This is a genomic window from Stenotrophomonas ginsengisoli (genome assembly GCF_001431485.1).
GTDB lineage: Bacteria > Pseudomonadota > Gammaproteobacteria > Xanthomonadales > Xanthomonadaceae > Stenotrophomonas > Stenotrophomonas ginsengisoli.
Genome location: NZ_LDJM01000018.1, coordinates 78,610 through 95,813, shown reverse-complemented (window position 1 = coordinate 95,813; position 17,204 = coordinate 78,610). Strand labels below are relative to the sequence as shown.

The window sequence follows — 17,204 nt, the reverse complement described above, 5'->3', positions numbered from 1 at the left end:
AGGCCGCTGCCCGTGCAGCGGCCTTTTGCTTTGCATCACCCCTCAGCGGTGATGCACCAGCAGGTGCTTGGCCAGATGGCCATGGCCACGGCCGAGCAGGCGGGCCAGATGCAGGGTGGCGGTCAGCATCACGGCACCGGCCAGCATCAACAACGGCCAGGTCCATGGGTGCTCGATCAGGTCCATGCCACCGATGTACACCCCGCCGTTGCCGAGCAGGCCCAGCAGCGGTGCGGCCAGGGTGCTCAGCGACAGGCTCAGGCCGACCACCGCCACGCTGAAGTAGGCAATGCCCAGCGGCAGCATCAGCAGGAAATAGGCCAGCGTTGCCCAGGTCCGCGGGTCGGTGAACATCGCGCCGATGCGCTTCAGCCACGGGGTGCTGGGGTCCTGCCAGTTGGGCCGGCGCGGCATGCGCACCCCGAGCAGGGTTTCCACCGCACGCCCCTCGATGAAGGCCAGCGCGCGGATCGAGCCCAGGAACAGCACCAACAGCGGCACCCCGATGATCAGGATCAGCATCGACAACGACAGGCTGGCCCCGACCACCGCCCAGGTGAAATAGAACACGCCGGTCAGCAGGGACAGCAGCAGGTAAAACAGCGCGCCATAGGTGGTCGGATCGGTGTAGACGCCGAAGACGCGGCGCAGCCACCCTGGCTGCCGCTTGGCCGGGGTTGCCGCCGGGGCAGCGCCACTGGCGGCGTCGTGGCCCTCGGCCAGCACACTGACCGGCGTGGGCGGCTGATAGGGATTGACCAGGGCCGGCAGGCGCAGCGCACGGTTCACCGTGACCTCGGTCTGCAGGTAGATCTGGGCCACCTCGTCCGGCGCACCATAGCTGCCGGCGACTTCGGCGACCACCTGCGCTTCGTCGCGGCCGGCCTGTTCGGCCAGCTCGCTGCGCAGGTACTCCTCGGCGTCATACAACGCATCCTGGATCAACGCCGGATCGGCACCGGCCAGGGCCTGGCGCAGCTGGGCCAGGTACTGCTCGACACTGCGCGGCAGCGGTTGCGGGTTGTGGGCAGGCTGGCTCATCTCAATTCACTCCTTGCAGAAGGGTTTGCACGCTGTCGCGGGTGGTGTTCCACGCCGCCGTCCACTGCGCCAGCACCTGGCGGCCGTCGTCATTGATGCGGTAGTAGCGCCGCGGTGGCCCGGCCACCGATGGCTCGACATGGCTGTCCAGCAGGCCGGCCGCCTCCAGGTTGCGCAGCACCGGGTACAGCGCGCTCTGCTTGCCGGCCAGCACTCCCCCGCCCTGCTGCTCCAGCGCCTTGGCAATCTGGTAGCCGTACAGGGGTTCGGTGGCCCGGCCCATCACCGCCAGCAGCACCAACGACACGGTGCCGCTGGCCAGCTCCTTTTCAAACTTGCGTTGCAGGCCTTCGATATCGGCCATGACTGCACTCCACCACTAGGTTGAAGTGGATACTAGTGCGAACTTCGCTATAGCCAACGTGCCAGTAGTCATGGTCACCACCTCCACCGCAGGTGCCGGCAATGACGCACAATCAAGCCCCTTGTTCAGCGTCAGGCCTGCCATGTCCACCACCCGTCCGCGTCTGTCCATCCTGTCCCTGGCTGCTGCCCTGCTGCTGGCACATCCGCTCGCCGCCTCTGCCAATGAGGAGCAACCCGCTGCGCGCAGCGCGGCCGAGATCATCGCTGCCGCCCCGGACAGCGACTGGCGCACCCCGGACCCGGACAACCTGCTCTACATGACCCTGCCCACTGGCCTGGTGGTGTTCGAGCTGGCGCCGCAGTTCGCCCCGCGCCATGTGGCCAACATCCGCCAGCTGGCCCGTCAGGGCTTCTGGGACAACACCAGCGTGTACCGGGTGCAGGACAACTTCGTGGCCCAGTTCGGCGACATCCACGGCGAGGATGCCGACAAGCGCAAACCGCTGGGCGCGGCCGATGTGGCCCTGCCGGCCGAATTTGAAGTGCCCTCGGCCAGCGTGCAGTTTTCCGCCCTGCCCGATGCCGATGGCTGGAGCGATGCAGCCGGTTTTGTCGATGGCTTTGCCGCCGCCCGTGACAACCGCAGCGCAACCATCTGGATGGCGCACTGCTACGGCATGCTCGGCGCCGGCCGCAACAACGCACCCGATTCCAGCCAGGCCGCCGAGCTGTACGTGGTCACCGGCCAGGCCCCGCGCAACCTGGACCGCAACATGAGTTCGGTGGGTCGGGTGATCCATGGCATCGAACGGCTCTCCGCGCTGCCGCGTGGGCCCGAGCCGATGGGCTTCTACGAAGACCGCGGCCAGGACACGCCGATCCTCAAGGTGCGTCTGGGCAGTGATGTGCCGGCTGACGAACGCCTGCCGCTGCAGCTGCTGCGCACCGATTCGGCCAGTTTTGCTGCCGCCACCGAGGCCCGCCGCAACCGTCGCGATGCCTTCTACGTACGCCCGGCCGGGCATATTGACCTGTGCAACGTGCCGTTGCCGGTGCGCTTGAAGAGCTGACAAGGCAGCTCACCCAACCTTGCATGCGGATCGGTGAGGATGTGGGCTCCCCCATCTGACAGGAGACGCCTCATGGCCGGACTCAACCTGCGCATCACCGGCAGCGACGACGATGCGCGTCTGGTCGCCAATCTGCTGACCAGCGTGGAAGGTATCGAGCATGTGGAACATATCAATGACCTGATGCCACAGATGGATGACCCGGATTCCAGCTCGGCCGGCCTCTCAGACCTGACCCAGAGCCCGGGCAGCCATGTCCTGGAGGTGCAGGCGAGCAACCCCGCCAGTGCCGCCCGAGCCAGGCAGCTGGTGCAGGAGCTGGCCTTCCAGCGTGACCTGCTGGTGGAATTGGAGGATATGCCCTGACCCAACCGATGGCAGGGGTCGGCGCCCGCCGTCCCTGCCATGCTCGACGCTTCGTTGCATTTTTCGAGTGCTGTCCGATGCGTACCACACTGCTCAGTTCCGCTCTGATCCTCGCCCTGGCCGGTTGCCAGCCCAGCACCGCGCCGGACACGGACGCCGCCACCACGGCACAGGTCCAATCGCAGGCCGATGCACAGTTTGCCGCGCTGGCCGACAAGACCCTGCAGCAGTGGATGGCACTGTCGCCGGTGGCCGCCACCCAGATCGGCGAACACCGCTACGACAACCGCATCGACGATGTCAGCGCCGCCGGGATCAAGGCCGGCGCCGAGCAGACCCAGGCCCTGCTCGATGCCCTCAACGCCATCGATGCCGCATCGCTGAGCCGGGAAAACCAGGTCGATGCGGCGATCCTGCGCAACCAGCTGGAAGGTGACCTGTTCCGGGTCAACACCCTGGCCGACTGGCAGTGGGACCCGCAGTTCTATTCCGGCCTGGCCGGCAGTGCGATCTATGGCCTGATGGCGCGCGAGTTCGCCCCCCTGCCCGACCGCCTGCGCTCGGCCACCGAGCGCATGGAGCAGATCCCGCAGATCTTCGCCGCCGCCCGCGCCAACCTGGACCCGGCGCGGGTGCCGAAGATCCACGCCGAGACCGTGGCCAAGCAGAACCGCGGCCTGCTCAGCCTGGTGGCCACCTTCATCACCCCCAACCTGGACCAGCTCAGCGGTGCCCACCGCGAGCGCCTGCAGGCGGCCATCACCGGCCTGGAAAGCGCGGTCAACGAGCACCAGCAGTGGCTGGACAACGAGCTGGTGCCCAAGGCCGCCGGCGACTTCCGCATCGGCGCGGACATGTATGACGCCAAGCTGCGCTTTGCCCTGAATTCGGAACTGAGCCGGGCGCAGATCGGCCAGCGTGCCCAGGCCGAGCTGGACCGCGTGCGCGCGCAGATGTACGGCATTGCCCAGCGCGTGCTGGCCGGCCGCGACGCCGCCCCGGCCACCCCGGACAACCCCACCGCCCAGCAGCAGCAGGCCGCCATCGAGGCCGCACTGGAACTGGCCTACGCGCAGAAGCCGGCCCGGGATGCGGTGGTGCCCGATGCCAAGGCCGCGCTGGATGTGGCCACCGCCTTCGTGGCCGAGCACGACCTGATGACCCTGCCCGATGCGCCGGTGGAGATCATCCTGATGCCCGAGTTCCAGCGCGGCGTGGCCGTGGCCTATTGCGACTCGCCCGGCCCGCTGGACAAGCACCTGAAGACCTTCTACGCGGTCAGCCCGATTCCCGAGGACTGGAACGAAGGCCAGGTCGATTCGTTCCTGCGTGAGTACAACAGCCGGATGATCCACCTGCTGTCCATCCACGAAGGCACCCCGGGCCATTACCTGGAAGGCTGGCACTCGGCCAAGCACCCCTCCACCCTGCGCGCGGTGCTGCGTTCGGGCCTGTTTGCCGAAGGCTGGGCGGTGTACACCGAGCGCATGATGCAGCAGGCTGGCTACATGGACAGCGACCCGCTGTTCCAGCTGGTGCAGCTGAAGTTCTACCTGCGCACCATCGCCAACGCGATCCTGGACCAGGGCGTGCATGTGGAAGGCTGGGACCGCGAGCGCGCCATGCAGCTGATGGTGCGCGACAGCTTCCAGCAGGAAAGCGAAGCCTCGGGCAAGTGGATCCGTGCCCAGCTCACCAGTGCCCAGCTGCCGACCTATTTTGTCGGCGCGCAGGAGCACTTTGATACCCGCGCCGCGGCCGAAGCGGCCTGGGGCAAGGACTTCAACCTGAAGACCTACCACGACCGCATGCTCTCCTTCGGTGCCCCGCCGGTGCGCTATGCCCGTCAGCTGCTGCTGGAGCAGCCGATCCAGTAAGCCTGCACCGCCCGCTGCCGGATCGCGCAGCGGGCAGCGGACGCCGCACTGCCCTGGCCAGACCGGCCGGGGCATTTTTTTGCCTGGAATACTGGGCTGGATCCATTGCGCCGGGCAGTCCCGGTGCCGGCACCACCAGCATGCGGCCCGCCCCCTCCCCCCAACGGAGGAGCGTCAGCCACGCTAGCGGCCCGCTAGTCTGCGGCGGTTCTCGCCCCCGTGGCGAGCTGAGACCCGCCCACGCGCTGCAAGGAATGCCGCCATGTCGCTGACGTCGACCAGAACCTGTGCCATGGCCCTGGGCCTGAGCCTGCTCTCCGGCTGCAATCCTGTGGCCGGCAGCCATGCCAGTACCGCCGCATCACCGTTTCTGGCCCAGGCCAGCAACACCAGGACTGCAGCAGCAGCGCCCTCCAGCGCGCCAGGCCCACTGCGTCAACCCGTCACCCTGGACAACCCGTCTGGCGCTGTGCGCTGCCACTACAGCCAGACCGTCGCCCACCCGCAGGGGCTGGACGTGCGTGCCGCACCGGATGCAGGCGCCGCCGTGCTTGCCCACCTGCCGCAGGACTGGACCGTGTTCGGCTGCACGGTCAGCACCGACCAGATGTGGCTGGGCATCGTCCACGAGCACGGCCTGCCCGCCATCGAAGACTGCCCCGCCGACGACGCGCACTGCGCGTTGTCCTGGCAATGCGCCCTCACCGTTGCCCAGACAGTGGCCGGGCAAGCCTATGCCGGGCCCTGCCACAGCGGCTGGATTGCGGTGGGGCACACCTTTTCACTGAGCGACTGAGGACACACCATGACCTGCAAGATTCCTCTGCTTTCTGTTTCCCTGCTGCTGACCCTTGGCCTGGCCGGCTGCGGCCCGGCGGGCACCGGCGCCGATACCGCCCCGGTGGCCGAGGCCCCGGCGGCGGCCCCGGCCTCCCCGCCGGCTGACAGCGCGCCGGCCGCCAGCACCAGCGGCGAAGCTCCGGCCGCCGCTGGCGGCGCGGCCGTGCCGGTGATGGTCGGCGGCGAGCCGGAACTCGATGCCTGCTCCACCGCCGCCATCCAGAGCGAAGGCAAGACCGCCGTGCTGGCCGGCCCGGGCACCGAACACGCCACCGTGGCCGAACTGGCCAATGACCAGCTGGTGTATGTCTGCGACCCGGGTGAAGCCCATTGGTATGTCGGCATCGTCTGGAGCACCGATACCAGCGTGGATTGCGGCCTGAGCAGCCCGATTGCCCAGCGCCAGGCCTACAACGGCAGCTGCCAGAGCGGCTGGGTCAGCCTGGCCGCGTTGAAGCAGCTGGCCGGCTGACAACCGCGCCCCAGGGCCGTGGCACTGCCGCGGCCCCCGCCACCACTGCAGCCAGCCCTGGCCACAGCGCCCCTACAGAGCATCCCTGCCATGCCCCTGCGCCCCACGTCCTACACGCTTGCCTTGACCTGCGCCTTGACCCTGCTGGCCGCCTGCAGCAGCCCGGCCGCCGCCGCGCCGGAAGCGCAACCGGTGTGGGTCGGCGAGCAGCCCGATCTGGATGCCTGCGGCGGCCTGGGTCAGATCAGCGGCAACGGCCCGCAGGCCGTGCACGCCGGCCCCGGCAACCAGCACGCGGTGATTGCCCGACTGCAACCCGGCACCCCGGCATGGCTGTGCGACAGCGCCGGCGACGGCCAATGGATCGGCATCGTGCATGCCGATGATCCTGATCAGGACTGCGGCGTCAGCGTGGCCGTGCCTACCCACCAACCCTATCGTGGCCCCTGCCGCAGTGGCTGGGTGCGTGCAACGGCAGTGCAGCTGCTGGCCGGCTGAGTGCCCGGCGAGCCATCCGGCAGCCAGGTCCAGGCGGCCGTTGCCGCAGGCAGTGCAATCGGCGCAACAACAGGCAAAAACCCGGCCACGGTGATCGATCAGGCTGGCTGCACCGTTCATCCGAGCCGCCCAGCATGGACCCGCAAACACCCCTGCAGGCACCTGCACGCCCAACGGCTGCCGACAATGGCCGCGCACCGCACCCGCCATTGCCTGCCCTGCTCAGCATCGCCGGCCTGCGCCTGCGCAGCCAGGCCGCACCGCGCCTGTTCAATGCCGCTTTGCGCCGCCGTTACCGTTACCAGGGCGTGGACACGGCACTGCTCAGCGCCACGGCCGTGTTCTATGCCCTGCATCCGGACGACGCCCTGCACCACCTGCTGCAGCATCTGGGCGTGGGCGACGACCTGTTCATGCTCGGCCTGGCCGGGCGCTGGATCAACAATGACCTGGAGGATTTCCTGCACTGGGAGCGCGATCAGGCCGCGCTGCCGGCCCAGCCCCGGTCATGAGCCCCGGGGCTGGACACGGGCTCAAGGCTGCTGCCGGCGCAGGTCCAGGTCCTGGAAGTCAAAGCTGAAGTCCGTCAGCGAAGACACCGCCTGCATGCGCGCACTGCTGACCTTGCCATCCACGTCCAGGGCAAAGTTGACGAAGGCATCGGCGTTGAGCGAGCGGTCGTCCCAGCGCACGATGAAGGTGTCGTGCTGCCAGTGTTCCAGCGTGCCCACCAGCATCGGCGTGCGCGAGAAGCGCAGGCGCAGCGCATCGCCCTGCTGCTGGACGATGACATCGCCATACCAACGGTCGCGGTAAGTGGCCGCATAGCCGGCCAGCGCCAGCGACGGCGTGCTGCCGGCCACGCGCGCGGCGACATGCTTGTCCCACTGCTCATCGGCATTGCTGCGGCCCTTGGCCACCGCCTTGGCATAGGCATCCACCCAGTCATGCGCCGGTGCGCCCAGCATCGCGTCCAGCACGCTGTAGGTGATCGCATTGAAGGCCGCGCCCACTTCCTGGTTGGTCAGCACCACGATGCCCAGCTTCTGCTCCGGCACCAGGGTCACCCGCGAGACCATGCCCGGCCAGCCACCGGTATGCCAGACCAGCTTCTGCCCGCGGTAATCGCTCAGGCTCCAGCCCTCGCCATAGCCGGCGAAATTCGGCTTCATCGGTGCCAGTTCCGGCACCGCCGGCTCGGCCACGGCCTGCGGCGTGACCACCGACCACATCTGCTGCTGGCGCTTGTCATCGAACAGGCGGGCATCCCCGCCCGGCAGGCGGCCGCCGGCGAGCTGCACGTTCATCCAGCGCGCCATGTCGTTGACCGAGGAGTACACCCCGCCGGCGGCCGAGTTGTTGTGCCAGGTCAGCGGCGCCACCGTGCGCAGATCCTTCCAGTCATACAGCGCATGGCCGACGGCAGCCTTGTCGCCACGCTGGAGGTGGTCGGCATTGAAGCGGGTACCGGCCATGCCGGCCGGGGTGAAGATGCGCTGCTGCAGGAAGTCGGCAAACGATTGCCCGGACACCTCCTCGATCACCAGCTGGGCCACCCCGTAGAGGATGTTGTCGTAGGCATAGCGCTCACGGAAGCCACCGCTGAGCGGCACGTTGGCCAGGCGCTGCACCACCTCGCGCGTGCTGTAGTCGGTGGTCGGCCAGAACAGCAGGTCGCCCGCCCCCAGGCCCAGGCCGGAGCGGTGCACCAGCAGGTCGCGCAGGGTCATTTCGCGGGTGACATAGGCATCGCCCATGCGGAACCACGGCAGGTGGTCGATGACCTTGTCATCCAGGCTCAACTTGCCCTCCTGGGCCAGCACCGACAGCGCGGTGGCCGTCATCGCCTTGGTGTTGGAGGCAATGGCAAACAAGGTGTCGGCATCCACCGGCGCCGGCTTGCCCTGCTCGCGCACGCCCCAGCCGCGGGCCATCACCACCTGTCCGTCCTTGACCACGGCCACGGCAATGCCGGGCACCTGGAACTGCCCACGCACCTGTTCCACCGTGGCATCCAGAGCCTGCAGCCCGGCCGGCAGGGCCTGCGCCATCACATTGCCCATGGCCATCGACGCCAGCACCGCCACGGTGCCTCGCAACCACTTTTCCACTTGCTTCTCCTGTTATTGCGCATCAACGCAGGCCGCCTGGGCCGCATCCAACACCAGCACTCCGCTGGCATCCACATAAACCACATCACCCGGGGCGATGCGCACACCGCCCACGCCGATTTCCACGTCCACCTGCCCGGCTCCGCGCTTGTCGGTCTTGCGCGGGCAGGCACCCAGCGCCGCCACGCCCAGATCCATCGCTGCCAGTGCCGGCACATCACGCACGCAGCCGTTGATCAGAAAACCGCTCCAGCCATTGGCCAGCGCCGCAGCGGCAATCAGGTCACCGAGCAGGGCGTGCCGGCGGTCACCGCCACCATCGACCACCAGCACCCGGCCATGCCCCGGGGTGTTGGCCAGCTCGCGCACGCGCGAGTTGTCGGCCACACAGTGCACGGTCACGGCCGGCCCGCTGAAATGCTGGCGCCCACCGTAGTGGCGCCAGTGCTCCACGGCAATGCGTGCATCGGCGAACTGGTCACTCAGGTCCGGGGTGGTCCACGTCATGGCAGCGCTCCAGTGGCAGTCCCTGATGGTAACTGCCACCTGCATTGCTGACGAGGATGACCACCGGCACCCTCGGCAGCGGCGGCGCAAACAGCGACAATGGGCAATGAGTCAACAATTGCGTACTGCGCACCTGCAGATCCATCTGTGCGTGCTGCTCTGGGGTGTCACGGCCATCCTGGGCAAACTGATCAGCCTGGATGCCCTGCCGTTGGTGTGGTGGCGGATGCTGATCGTGGTGGCCGCCCTGGCCGTGTTGCCGCGGGTCTGGCGCGGCCTGCGGGCCATGTCCGGCAAGGACCTGGCCGGTTACAGCCTGATCGGCGCCCTGGTCGCCCTGCACTGGCTCACCTTCTACGGCGCGGTCAAGCTGGCCAATGCCTCGGTGGCGGCCACCTGCATTGCCTTGGCGCCGGCCTTTACCGCGGTGGTCGAACCCTGGCTGGCCAAGCGCCCGTTCAAGGCACGCGAACTGGCCCTGGGGGTGGCGGTGCTGCCCGGCGTGGCCCTGGTGGTGGGCGGGGTCCCCGACGGCATGCGCCTGGGCGTGGCGGTAGGCGCCGCCTCGGCCTTCCTGGTGGCGGTGTTTGGCTCGCTCAACAAGCGCATGGCCGGGCGTGGTGATGCGCTGACCGTGACCGCGCTGGAACTGGGCGCCGGTACCGTGCTGCTGACCCTGATCGCGCCGCTGCTGCCCAGCCTGTTCCCGGCCCTGGCCAGCAACCTGTGGGTAGTGCCGGACCTGCGCGATGGTGCCCTGTTGCTGCTGCTGTCCATCGTCTGCACCCTGCTGCCGTTCGCCCTGTGCCTGGTCGCGCTGAAGCAGCTGTCGGCCTACACCGTGCAGCTGGTGACCAACCTGGAACCGATCTACGCCATCGTGCTGGCGATGATCCTGCTGGGCGAACAGCGCGAACTGACCAGCGCCTTCTATGTCGGTGTCGGCCTGATCCTGGCCGTGGTCTTCTACGACCCGCTGCGCGGGGCCCTGGCAAGGCGTCGGCTGGCGCTCTGAGCGCGGATGCTACAAGCGTGGATGCAACAAGGGCGCCGTGATGGCGCCCTTGTTGGTTTGTGACGCGGCCTGCGGCCGCCTCAGAACTGCACGTTGCCCGGCAACAGCCCGCGCAGTTCCTGGTCGGTCAGGTTGCGCCACTGGCCCAGCTTGAGCGGGGCCAGCTTGACGTTGTCGATGCGCACCCGGCGCAGCTGGGTCACGCGGTAACCGAACTCGGCGGCCATCAGGCGGATCTGCCGGTTCAGGCCCTGCTCCAGGGTGATGCGGAAACCGTACTTGGCAATGCGCGAGGTACGGCACGGCAGGGTCATCTGGTCATGGATGCGTACCCCGCGGGCCATGCCACGCAGGAACTCGTCGGTGACCGGCTTGTTGACCTCGACCAGGTATTCCTTCTGCTTCTTGTTTTCCGAGCGCAGGATCTGGTTGACGATGTCGCCGTTGCTGGTGAGCAGGATCAGGCCTTCCGAATCCTTGTCCAGGCGGCCGATCGGGAAGATGCGCTGCTCATGGCCGACAAAGTCCACGATGTTGCCCTTGACCTCGCTCTCGGTGGTGCAGGTGATGCCCACCGGCTTGTTCAGGGCGATGTAGACATGGCGCCGGCCGGTGGCCTTGACCACGGCGCGCGCACGCAGCGGCTGGCCATCCACCAGCACGGTGTCGCCTTCGTCCACCTGGGCGCTCATCGTCGCCGGCTTGCCGTTGACGGTGACGCGGCGTGCGCTGATCAGGCGATCAGCCTCGCGGCGCGAGCAGTAGCCGGTTTCGGCGATGTGTTTGTTGAGTCGGTTGGTCATCTCTGCATTATCACTGATGCACCGGTCATCGGACCAATGCCGGAGGTGCGGATTCAGGCCGCAAACACCTGGTTGCGGCCCTGCTGCTTGGCCGCGTACATGGCCTGGTCGGCACGCCGCAGCAGCGCGGTCATGTCCACATCACCGGGGTGGTACTGGGCCACGCCGATGCTGGCGGTGACCAGCAGCCCCGGTGCAGTGGAGCGCAGCTGGATATGCGCCAGCTGCTCGCCGATCTGCTGCATGCGCGCCTGCGCCCCAGCCAGGTCCACCCCGGGCAGCATGACCAGGAATTCCTCCCCGCCCATGCGCACCACGTCATCACTGCGCACCGATTCGGACATCACCCGTGCCACTTCCACCAGCACCTTGTCACCGACGTCATGACCGTAGGTATCGTTGATGGCCTTGAAGTGGTCCACATCGACAAAGCCCACCGAGAGCAGGCCACGGTCACCGGCCTGGCCGATCAGCAGGCCCAGCCGCTGCAGGCCCACGCGCCGGTTGGGCAGGCCGGTCAGGCCATCGGTATCGGCCAGACGCTGCATCTGGTCGCGCTGCTCGCGCAGCAGGCCCAGGCGGCGATTGAAGGCAAAGGCGGTGATCAGCAGCAACCAGGTGGCCACCAGCTGCAACGCCTCGATCCGGTACAGCACCAGCCAGCGCGCACCGAGCAGCTCGCCCGCCACCAGCACCAGGAACGGTGCCAGCCCCAGCCAGCCAAGCAGGCCATCACGCATGCCACGCAGCTGTGCCAGCAAGGCCATGCCCACCACCAGCACCGCGCCCAGGGTCATCAGCACCTGCGGTGCGATGGCAAACATGGAGAACGCCGCTTCCGGCAACAGCATCGCCCCCAGGCTGAGCAGCAGCACCAGCTGCAACAGACGCCCCACCACCTTGCCCGAGCCGGGCAACAGTCGCAGGCCGCCGCACAGCCACCACAGGCCAGCCAGCATCAGGGCGGTGGTCATCAGGCTGGTGGCCGCCTGCCACTGCACCGCCCAGTCGCCCACCGGCAGCCACGGATAGGGGTAGCCGAACAGGCCTGTGATCAGGGCCTGCCAGATGAAAAACACCACACAACTGGCGGTGTAGAGCAGGAACATGCGGTCACGGCTGGCCATCCAGCCCAGCAGGGCGCTCAGGGCCAGGGCCAGGGTGACGGCCATGCACGCCGCCCGCACCAGCAGGCGCGCGGTGTCCTGCTGCTGCAGCGGGCTGGGCCCGCCGAGCATGATGGTGGGTATCCACTCCGGCCGTATCGGTGATTGCCAGGCCACCACGATCGGCTCCAGGTTGCCGGCGGCCGGCACCACGACCTGGCCGACACTGCTGCGGAAGCGCGAATCGCGCGTGCGCGCATCGGACATCAGCCCGCAGGTGACGCGTTGCCCATGGGCAATCATCACCTCGCCGGCAAACACGTTGGCCACCAGTACCGCCTGTGGCGAACCGGGCCAGCCACCGGGTGGCGGCATCAGCTGGGCCTGGTGGTCAAGCCGGCCGATGACATCCGGATCGCAGCCGCGCTGCGGGTCCAGGTGGTCACTGGCCTGGCCTTCGAGCACGTAACCGCGCTCGAAGGAGGCCGTGGACCAGCCCTGGGCCAGCAGCGTGGACGGCAGCAGGCAGGCCAGCAAGGCCAGCAACAGGGCACAGGCCCAGCGCTGCCGGCAAGTTCCGTCAGAAACACACATTCCGTCCGTTGATCTCAACCCCAGCCCCCTGCACCACATGGTCAATTCCGGCCGCAGCAACCATGACATCGGCCCCTGCCCGCGCGCCTTGAGTGGCGCTGCACAGCAGTGTCGTGCATGGGCACGCATGCCGGAATGAAAACGGCGCCATCCGGCGCCGTTTTCATTACCTCAGCTCAATGCTCAGAACTCACGCGGGCCACGGCCGCGCGGGCCACGCGGACCGGCACCCGGGCCACGCTCGAAACCACCTTCGCGACGCGGCGGACGGGCATCAAAGCCACCTTCGCGCGGGGCACGCGGGCCACGCTCGAAACCACCTTCACGCGGGGCACGCGGACCACGCTCGAAACCACCCTCACGCGGGGCACGCGGGCCGCGTTCGAAGCCACCCTCGCGCGGGCCACGCTCGAAGCTCGGACGCGGTGCACGCGCCTTGGCTTCGGCATCGGCACGTGCCTGTTCGGCATCGATGCGCTGCATCTTCAGCTGCTGGCCGGCAACCCAGACCTTCTGCAGGTGGCCGAGCACGTCAGACGGCATGTCCGCCGGCAGGTCCAGCACCGAGTGTTCGTCATGGATGTCGATACGGCCGATGAAACGGCTTTCCAGACCGGCTTCGTTGGCAATGGCGCCGACGATGTTGCCCGGCTTCACACCGTGGCGGTAACCGACCTCGATACGGAAGGTTTCCATGCCGTTTTCCGGGTTGCCACGCGGTGCCGGCTCGCGGCGCGGACGCTCTTCCTGGCCGCCGAAGCGATCTTCACGCGGGCCGCGTTCAAAACGCTCACCGCGCTCGGGACGGTCAAAACGGCCCTGGCTGCGCTCATGGCGCTCACCACGGTCGAAACGGTCGGCAGCACGGGTGAAACCGCCTTCGCGCGGGGCACGTTCCGGACGCTCGCTGCGCGGCTGGCGCACCGGCGGGGTCAGCAGGAACGGGGTATCACCCTGCAGCTGGCGGGCCAGCGCGGCGGCCACGTCCAGCGGATTGGCCTGGTTTTCGTTGCAATAGGTCTCCAGCATTTCGCGGAAGAACTTCAGGCCGTGCTCGTTCTCCAGCTCGGTGCTGATGCGGCCCAGGAACTTGTTGACGCGGTTCTCGTTGACCGCTTCAACCGTCGGCAGCTGCATTTCCTCGATCGGCTGACGGGTGGCGCGCTCGATCGAACGCAGCATGCCCTTCTCGCGCGGGGTCACGAACAGGATGGCCTCGCCACTGCGGCCGGCACGACCGGTACGGCCGATACGGTGCACGTAGCTTTCGGTGTCGTACGGGATGTCGTAGTTCAGCACGTGGGTGATGCGCTCCACGTCCAGACCACGGGCAGCCACGTCGGTGGCGACCAGGATGTCCAGCTTGCCTTCCTTGAGCTGGCCGACGGCGCGCTCGCGCTGGGCCTGCTGCATGTCACCGTTGATGGCGGCAGCAGCCAGGCCACGGGCCTGCAGCTTCTCTGCCAGTTCTTCGGTGCCTGCCTTGGTACGGGCGAAGATGATCATCGCATCGTAGGTTTCCACTTCCAGGATGCGGGTCAGCGCATCGAGCTTGTGCATGCCGGCCACCCACCAGTAACGCTGGCGGATGTTGGCACTGGTGGTGGTCTTGGAGGCGATGGTCACTTCCACCGGCTCGCGCAGGTAGGTCTGGGCGATGCGACGGATGGCCGAGGGCATGGTGGCCGAGAACAGGGCCACCTGACGCTGCTCCGGCAGCTTCTTCAGCACGGCTTCGACGTCGTCGATGAAGCCCATGCGCAGCATTTCGTCGGCTTCGTCCAGGACCAGGGTCTTCAGCTCGGACAGGTCCAGGGTGCCACGGTCCAGATGGTCGATCACGCGGCCCGGGGTACCGACCACCACGTGCACGCCACGGCGCAGGGCCGACAGCTGCAGGCCATAGGGCTGGCCGCCGTAGACCGGCAGCACGCGGAAGCCCGGCATCGAAGCGGAGTAGCTCTGGAAGGCTTCGGCGACCTGGATGGCCAGCTCACGGGTCGGGGCCAGCACCAGCACCTGCGGCTTGTGCGCGTTCATGTCGATGTTGGACAGCACCGGCAGGGCGAAGGCGCCGGTCTTGCCGGTACCGGTCTGGGCCTGGCCCAGCACGTCACGGCCTTCGAGCATGGCCGGAATGGTGGCAGCCTGGATCGGCGACGGGGTTTCGTAGCCAATGGTGGCCACGGCCTGCATCACAGCATCGGACAGGCCAAGATCTGCAAAACGCAGGGAGGGGGTTTCTTGCGACATGGGGGTAACTCCGGGATGCACCATTGCCGGAAGCGGCAACGGGCGGGATAAGGCGCATAAGAGCGCCCTGCGCGGTATCGGTCAGGAACTCGGTCAGGGCAGTTGTGGAATCAGGCCCTACCGCTGCACGCCGGAAGTACGGTTAGACCCTAAGGTTTGAGAGGATAATGCATTTCTCCCAACCGCAGCGTTAACGACAGCATGATCACCCTCGCATTCGCCCTTGATGGCGACTACATCGAACTCAAGTCCCTGCTCAAGCTCACCGACCTGGTCAGCAGCGGCGGTGAAGCCAAGGTCGTCATCGACGAGGGCCTGGTCACCGTGGACGGCCAGGTGGAGACCCGCAAGGCCTGCAAGATCCGTCTGGGCCAGGTGGTGCAGTTCGGCGAGACCCGGATCCTGATCGAAGCAGCCTGAACCCAGGCCGCGCCGACGCATCGACGCGGCGCCCGGCCGGCGGCGTTCAGCCGGTCAAGTGGCTGCGCAGCAGCTGCCGGAACGGCGGCATCGACGAGGCCAGGGCCATCGCCCCGCCCCGGGCCAGCCGCGCCGGCCAGCGTGAATCGGCAAACAGGCCGGCCACCACGCCGGTGGCAGTGAACAGCGGCGCCGTGGCCAGGCGGTGCTCGCGTGCATAGCGCGCCAGCGCCGCATCGCGCGCGGCCGGGCCTCCGCTGCCGCGCAGGGCCCGGGCCAGCACACCGGCGCTGCGCAGGCCGAAGTTGAAGCCATGCGCGGTGACCGGATGCATGCCCACGGCCGCATCACCGGCCAAGGCAAAACCCGGCCCGGCGAAACGGTCGGCATACACGGTCACCATCGGATACAGATGCGCGCTGGAGCAGGCCTGCATGCCCCCCCAGCGTGACTGGAACAGCGCCTGCACCTGCTTGCCGAAGGCCTGCTCATCCAGGCCGGCCAGGGCCTGGGCCCGGGCCATCGGCAATGTCACCACGGCCGAGGCCACACCCGGCTGCAACGGCAGCAGCGCACGCGTGCAGCCATCGCCAAACCATTCCCAGGCCACCTGCTGGTGGTCTTTTTCGATGCGCATGTTGCATACCACCATGGCCGTGCCATGGTCGCGGCTGCGCGCCCCCACCCCGAGCAGGCGGCGGCTGGACGAGAAGCGGCTGTCCGCCGCAATCACCGTTGCCGCGTGCAGTTGCCGGCCATCGGCGAGCCGCAGCAGCCAGCCATCGGCCTGCCGCTGCAACCCTTCCAGGCCAACGCCTGCATGCAGCTGCCAGCCTTCATGCTGGCTGGCCGCCTCCCAGGCGGCCTGGCGGATGCGCCAGTTGGACACCAGCCAGCCCAGCGGCGCGCCGGCCGGATCACGCTGGTTGTCCACATCCAGCGCGAACGGCAGATGGCGGTCGCGTACGCTGGCCTGGCGCAACGGCCAGATCGCCGCCGGGTCCAGCTGCTGCCAGATCCCGGCCTGCTCCAGCCAGCTGCGCGAGGCATGGGTCAAGGCGATCTCGCGGCCATCGAAGGCCGGGCTGGACAATCGCCCGGTGGGTTGCTGCTCGATCACCGCCAGCGCCAGGCCGCTGCCGGCCAACAGGTTGACCAGGCTCAAACCGACCGGGCCGGCACCGATGATTGCCACATCCACCTTGTCCACACACCACTCCTTGCACCACGACAGCGCACCACGTTAAGTGCGCTTGGCCCCGCCGGCCTTGATCTGGATCAGGGCCGGCCCGGGCCAGCGGTCACTGCCCGACCGGGCGCACGCTGTAGCCGGAAACACGCCAGGTACGGTCCTCATCCAGACGGAAGGACACCAGCTCGCGCACCGGCTGTGCACTGTTGGCAAAACGGGTGGCAAAACTCACATTCAGATACAGCCCCTGCGGCACCGCACCGCCGGCCGTGTACTGGACCCGGGTCACGCTGGGCTGGGCACGCTGGGCCAACGCCCCCAGACGCTGCCGGTCAGCGCCCATGGCCTGGATGAAATCGGCGCGGCTGGCCGCCTTGCGCATCACCTCCGACGCCCCGTCCCAGACCTCGCCGGCACGCCCGGCATCGATCAGGCTGGCCACCTGGGTCGCTGCAGCCGACATCTGGGCATCCTGACGGACCAGAGCCTCGCGCTGCTGTGCGCTGGCCGCGCTGGCTGCAGGGCTTGCGGTGGTTACAGCCGGCGTCGGCGCCGGGGCCGGAGTCCGCGGGGCGGCCGTCTGGCCCCAGGCCAGCAAGGGCGTGGCCACCAGGGCGGCAGAGAACACGACAGACAGCATCGAACGCATCATCAACTCCGTGATCATCCTCAA

At 68.0% G+C, this 17,204-nt stretch carries 18 protein-coding genes; 9 read left to right on the top strand and 9 right to left on the bottom strand.

Annotated elements, in window-relative coordinates; genetic code table 11:
• Positions 1-42: 42 nt before the first annotated feature.
• Positions 43-1,041, bottom strand: coding sequence for a sensor domain-containing protein (locus ABB30_RS07640; protein ID WP_057637712.1), 999 nt, complete (start codon positions 1,039-1,041; stop codon positions 43-45).
• A gap of 1 nt (position 1,042) precedes the next feature.
• Entirely contained in the window at positions 1,043-1,405 is a 363-nt protein-coding gene (locus ABB30_RS07635; RefSeq protein WP_057637711.1) for a PadR family transcriptional regulator, read from the bottom strand.
• 142 nt (positions 1,406-1,547) lie between these two features.
• On the opposite strand from ABB30_RS07635, the gene ABB30_RS07630 reads away from it, so the two are divergent.
• The 7 genes from ABB30_RS07630 (at position 1,548) to ABB30_RS07600 (ending at position 7,042) form a co-directional block, all read left to right on the top strand.
• Positions 1,548-2,477, top strand: a complete 930-nt coding sequence (locus ABB30_RS07630; RefSeq protein WP_057637710.1) for a peptidylprolyl isomerase — start codon at positions 1,548-1,550, stop codon at positions 2,475-2,477.
• 72 nt (positions 2,478-2,549) lie between these two features.
• The gene (locus ABB30_RS07625; RefSeq protein ID WP_057637709.1) at positions 2,550-2,843 is read left to right on the top strand and encodes a hypothetical protein; all 294 of its coding nucleotides are present in this window, start codon (positions 2,550-2,552) and stop codon (positions 2,841-2,843) included.
• 77 nt (positions 2,844-2,920) lie between these two features.
• Positions 2,921-4,720: a DUF885 domain-containing protein gene (locus ABB30_RS07620; RefSeq protein WP_057637708.1), complete on the top strand. Its 1,800-nt coding sequence runs from the start codon at positions 2,921-2,923 to the stop codon at positions 4,718-4,720.
• A 262-nt stretch (positions 4,721-4,982) separates the two neighbouring features.
• Entirely contained in the window at positions 4,983-5,516 is a 534-nt protein-coding gene (locus ABB30_RS07615) for a hypothetical protein (RefSeq protein WP_152980630.1), read from the top strand.
• Positions 5,517-5,525: 9 nt separating this feature from the next.
• Positions 5,526-6,032 carry a hypothetical protein gene (locus ABB30_RS07610; protein WP_057637706.1) on the top strand — a complete coding sequence of 169 codons (507 nt, stop codon included), beginning with the start codon at positions 5,526-5,528 and terminating at the stop codon, positions 6,030-6,032.
• Between the two features lie 90 nt (positions 6,033-6,122).
• On the top strand, positions 6,123-6,530 hold the full coding sequence (locus tag ABB30_RS07605; RefSeq protein WP_152980629.1) for an integron: 408 nt from the start codon (positions 6,123-6,125) through the stop codon (positions 6,528-6,530).
• Between the two features lie 134 nt (positions 6,531-6,664).
• On the top strand, positions 6,665-7,042 hold the full coding sequence (locus ABB30_RS07600; protein WP_152980628.1) for a hypothetical protein: 378 nt from the start codon (positions 6,665-6,667) through the stop codon (positions 7,040-7,042).
• Positions 7,043-7,063: 21 nt separating this feature from the next.
• Here the strand turns inward: ABB30_RS07600 and ABB30_RS07595 are convergent, their stop codons facing one another.
• The gene (locus ABB30_RS07595) at positions 7,064-8,599 is read right to left on the bottom strand and encodes a serine hydrolase (protein ID WP_083489761.1); all 1,536 of its coding nucleotides are present in this window, start codon (positions 8,597-8,599) and stop codon (positions 7,064-7,066) included.
• A gap of 54 nt (positions 8,600-8,653) precedes the next feature.
• Positions 8,654-9,148 carry a ribonuclease E activity regulator RraA gene (gene rraA / locus ABB30_RS07590; protein ID WP_057637703.1) on the bottom strand — a complete coding sequence of 165 codons (495 nt, stop codon included), beginning with the start codon at positions 9,146-9,148 and terminating at the stop codon, positions 8,654-8,656.
• Positions 9,149-9,266: 118 nt separating this feature from the next.
• Here rraA and ABB30_RS07585 point away from each other — a divergent pair, with 118 nt between their 5' ends.
• Positions 9,267-10,163: a DMT family transporter gene (locus ABB30_RS07585; RefSeq protein WP_245626451.1), complete on the top strand. Its 897-nt coding sequence runs from the start codon at positions 9,267-9,269 to the stop codon at positions 10,161-10,163.
• Between the two features lie 80 nt (positions 10,164-10,243).
• Here ABB30_RS07585 and ABB30_RS07580 read toward each other — a convergent pair whose 3' ends face one another.
• The 3 genes from ABB30_RS07580 to ABB30_RS07570 all read right to left on the bottom strand — a co-directional run bounded on the left by ABB30_RS07580 (position 10,244) and on the right by ABB30_RS07570 (position 14,919).
• Entirely contained in the window at positions 10,244-10,966 is a 723-nt protein-coding gene (locus ABB30_RS07580) for a pseudouridine synthase (protein WP_057637701.1), read from the bottom strand.
• 53 nt (positions 10,967-11,019) lie between these two features.
• Positions 11,020-12,666 carry a sensor domain-containing diguanylate cyclase gene (locus ABB30_RS07575; protein WP_083489755.1) on the bottom strand — a complete coding sequence of 549 codons (1,647 nt, stop codon included), beginning with the start codon at positions 12,664-12,666 and terminating at the stop codon, positions 11,020-11,022.
• Between the two features lie 183 nt (positions 12,667-12,849).
• Positions 12,850-14,919, bottom strand: a complete 2,070-nt coding sequence (locus ABB30_RS07570) for a DEAD/DEAH box helicase (protein ID WP_057637700.1) — start codon at positions 14,917-14,919, stop codon at positions 12,850-12,852.
• 201 nt (positions 14,920-15,120) lie between these two features.
• Here ABB30_RS07570 and ABB30_RS07565 point away from each other — a divergent pair, with 201 nt between their 5' ends.
• Positions 15,121-15,339, top strand: a complete 219-nt coding sequence (locus ABB30_RS07565; protein WP_057637699.1) for an RNA-binding S4 domain-containing protein — start codon at positions 15,121-15,123, stop codon at positions 15,337-15,339.
• 46 nt (positions 15,340-15,385) lie between these two features.
• Here the strand turns inward: ABB30_RS07565 and ubiM are convergent, their stop codons facing one another.
• Together ubiM and ABB30_RS07555 are read right to left on the bottom strand one after the other, a co-directional pair.
• Positions 15,386-16,549 carry a 5-demethoxyubiquinol-8 5-hydroxylase UbiM gene (gene ubiM / locus ABB30_RS07560; protein ID WP_057637698.1) on the bottom strand — a complete coding sequence of 388 codons (1,164 nt, stop codon included), beginning with the start codon at positions 16,547-16,549 and terminating at the stop codon, positions 15,386-15,388.
• A 91-nt stretch (positions 16,550-16,640) separates the two neighbouring features.
• Positions 16,641-17,183, bottom strand: a complete 543-nt coding sequence (locus ABB30_RS07555) for a DUF4019 domain-containing protein (protein WP_057637784.1) — start codon at positions 17,181-17,183, stop codon at positions 16,641-16,643.
• Positions 17,184-17,204 lie beyond the last annotated feature (21 nt).

Bases quoted from the DNA above. Each gene is read 5' to 3' on its own strand.
- ABB30_RS07640 (WP_057637712.1), bottom strand. From the start codon at position 1,041: ATGAGCCAGCCTGCCCACAACCCGCAACCGCTGCCGCGCAGTGTCGAG.
- ABB30_RS07635 (WP_057637711.1), bottom strand. From the start codon at position 1,405: ATGGCCGATATCGAAGGCCTGCAACGCAAGTTTGAAAAGGAGCTGGCC.
- ABB30_RS07630 (WP_057637710.1), top strand. From the start codon at position 1,548: ATGTCCACCACCCGTCCGCGTCTGTCCATCCTGTCCCTGGCTGCTGCC.
- ABB30_RS07625 (WP_057637709.1), top strand. From the start codon at position 2,550: ATGGCCGGACTCAACCTGCGCATCACCGGCAGCGACGACGATGCGCGT.
- ABB30_RS07620 (WP_057637708.1), top strand. From the start codon at position 2,921: ATGCGTACCACACTGCTCAGTTCCGCTCTGATCCTCGCCCTGGCCGGT.
- ABB30_RS07615 (WP_152980630.1), top strand. From the start codon at position 4,983: ATGTCGCTGACGTCGACCAGAACCTGTGCCATGGCCCTGGGCCTGAGC.
- ABB30_RS07610 (WP_057637706.1), top strand. From the start codon at position 5,526: ATGACCTGCAAGATTCCTCTGCTTTCTGTTTCCCTGCTGCTGACCCTT.
- ABB30_RS07605 (WP_152980629.1), top strand. From the start codon at position 6,123: ATGCCCCTGCGCCCCACGTCCTACACGCTTGCCTTGACCTGCGCCTTG.
- ABB30_RS07600 (WP_152980628.1), top strand. From the start codon at position 6,665: ATGGACCCGCAAACACCCCTGCAGGCACCTGCACGCCCAACGGCTGCC.
- ABB30_RS07595 (WP_083489761.1), bottom strand. From the start codon at position 8,599: ATGGCCATGGGCAATGTGATGGCGCAGGCCCTGCCGGCCGGGCTGCAG.
- rraA (WP_057637703.1), bottom strand. From the start codon at position 9,148: ATGACGTGGACCACCCCGGACCTGAGTGACCAGTTCGCCGATGCACGC.
- ABB30_RS07580 (WP_057637701.1), bottom strand. From the start codon at position 10,966: ATGACCAACCGACTCAACAAACACATCGCCGAAACCGGCTACTGCTCG.
- ABB30_RS07575 (WP_083489755.1), bottom strand. From the start codon at position 12,666: ATGTGTGTTTCTGACGGAACTTGCCGGCAGCGCTGGGCCTGTGCCCTG.
- ABB30_RS07570 (WP_057637700.1), bottom strand. From the start codon at position 14,919: ATGTCGCAAGAAACCCCCTCCCTGCGTTTTGCAGATCTTGGCCTGTCC.
- ABB30_RS07565 (WP_057637699.1), top strand. From the start codon at position 15,121: ATGATCACCCTCGCATTCGCCCTTGATGGCGACTACATCGAACTCAAG.
- ABB30_RS07555 (WP_057637784.1), bottom strand. From the start codon at position 17,183: ATGATGCGTTCGATGCTGTCTGTCGTGTTCTCTGCCGCCCTGGTGGCC.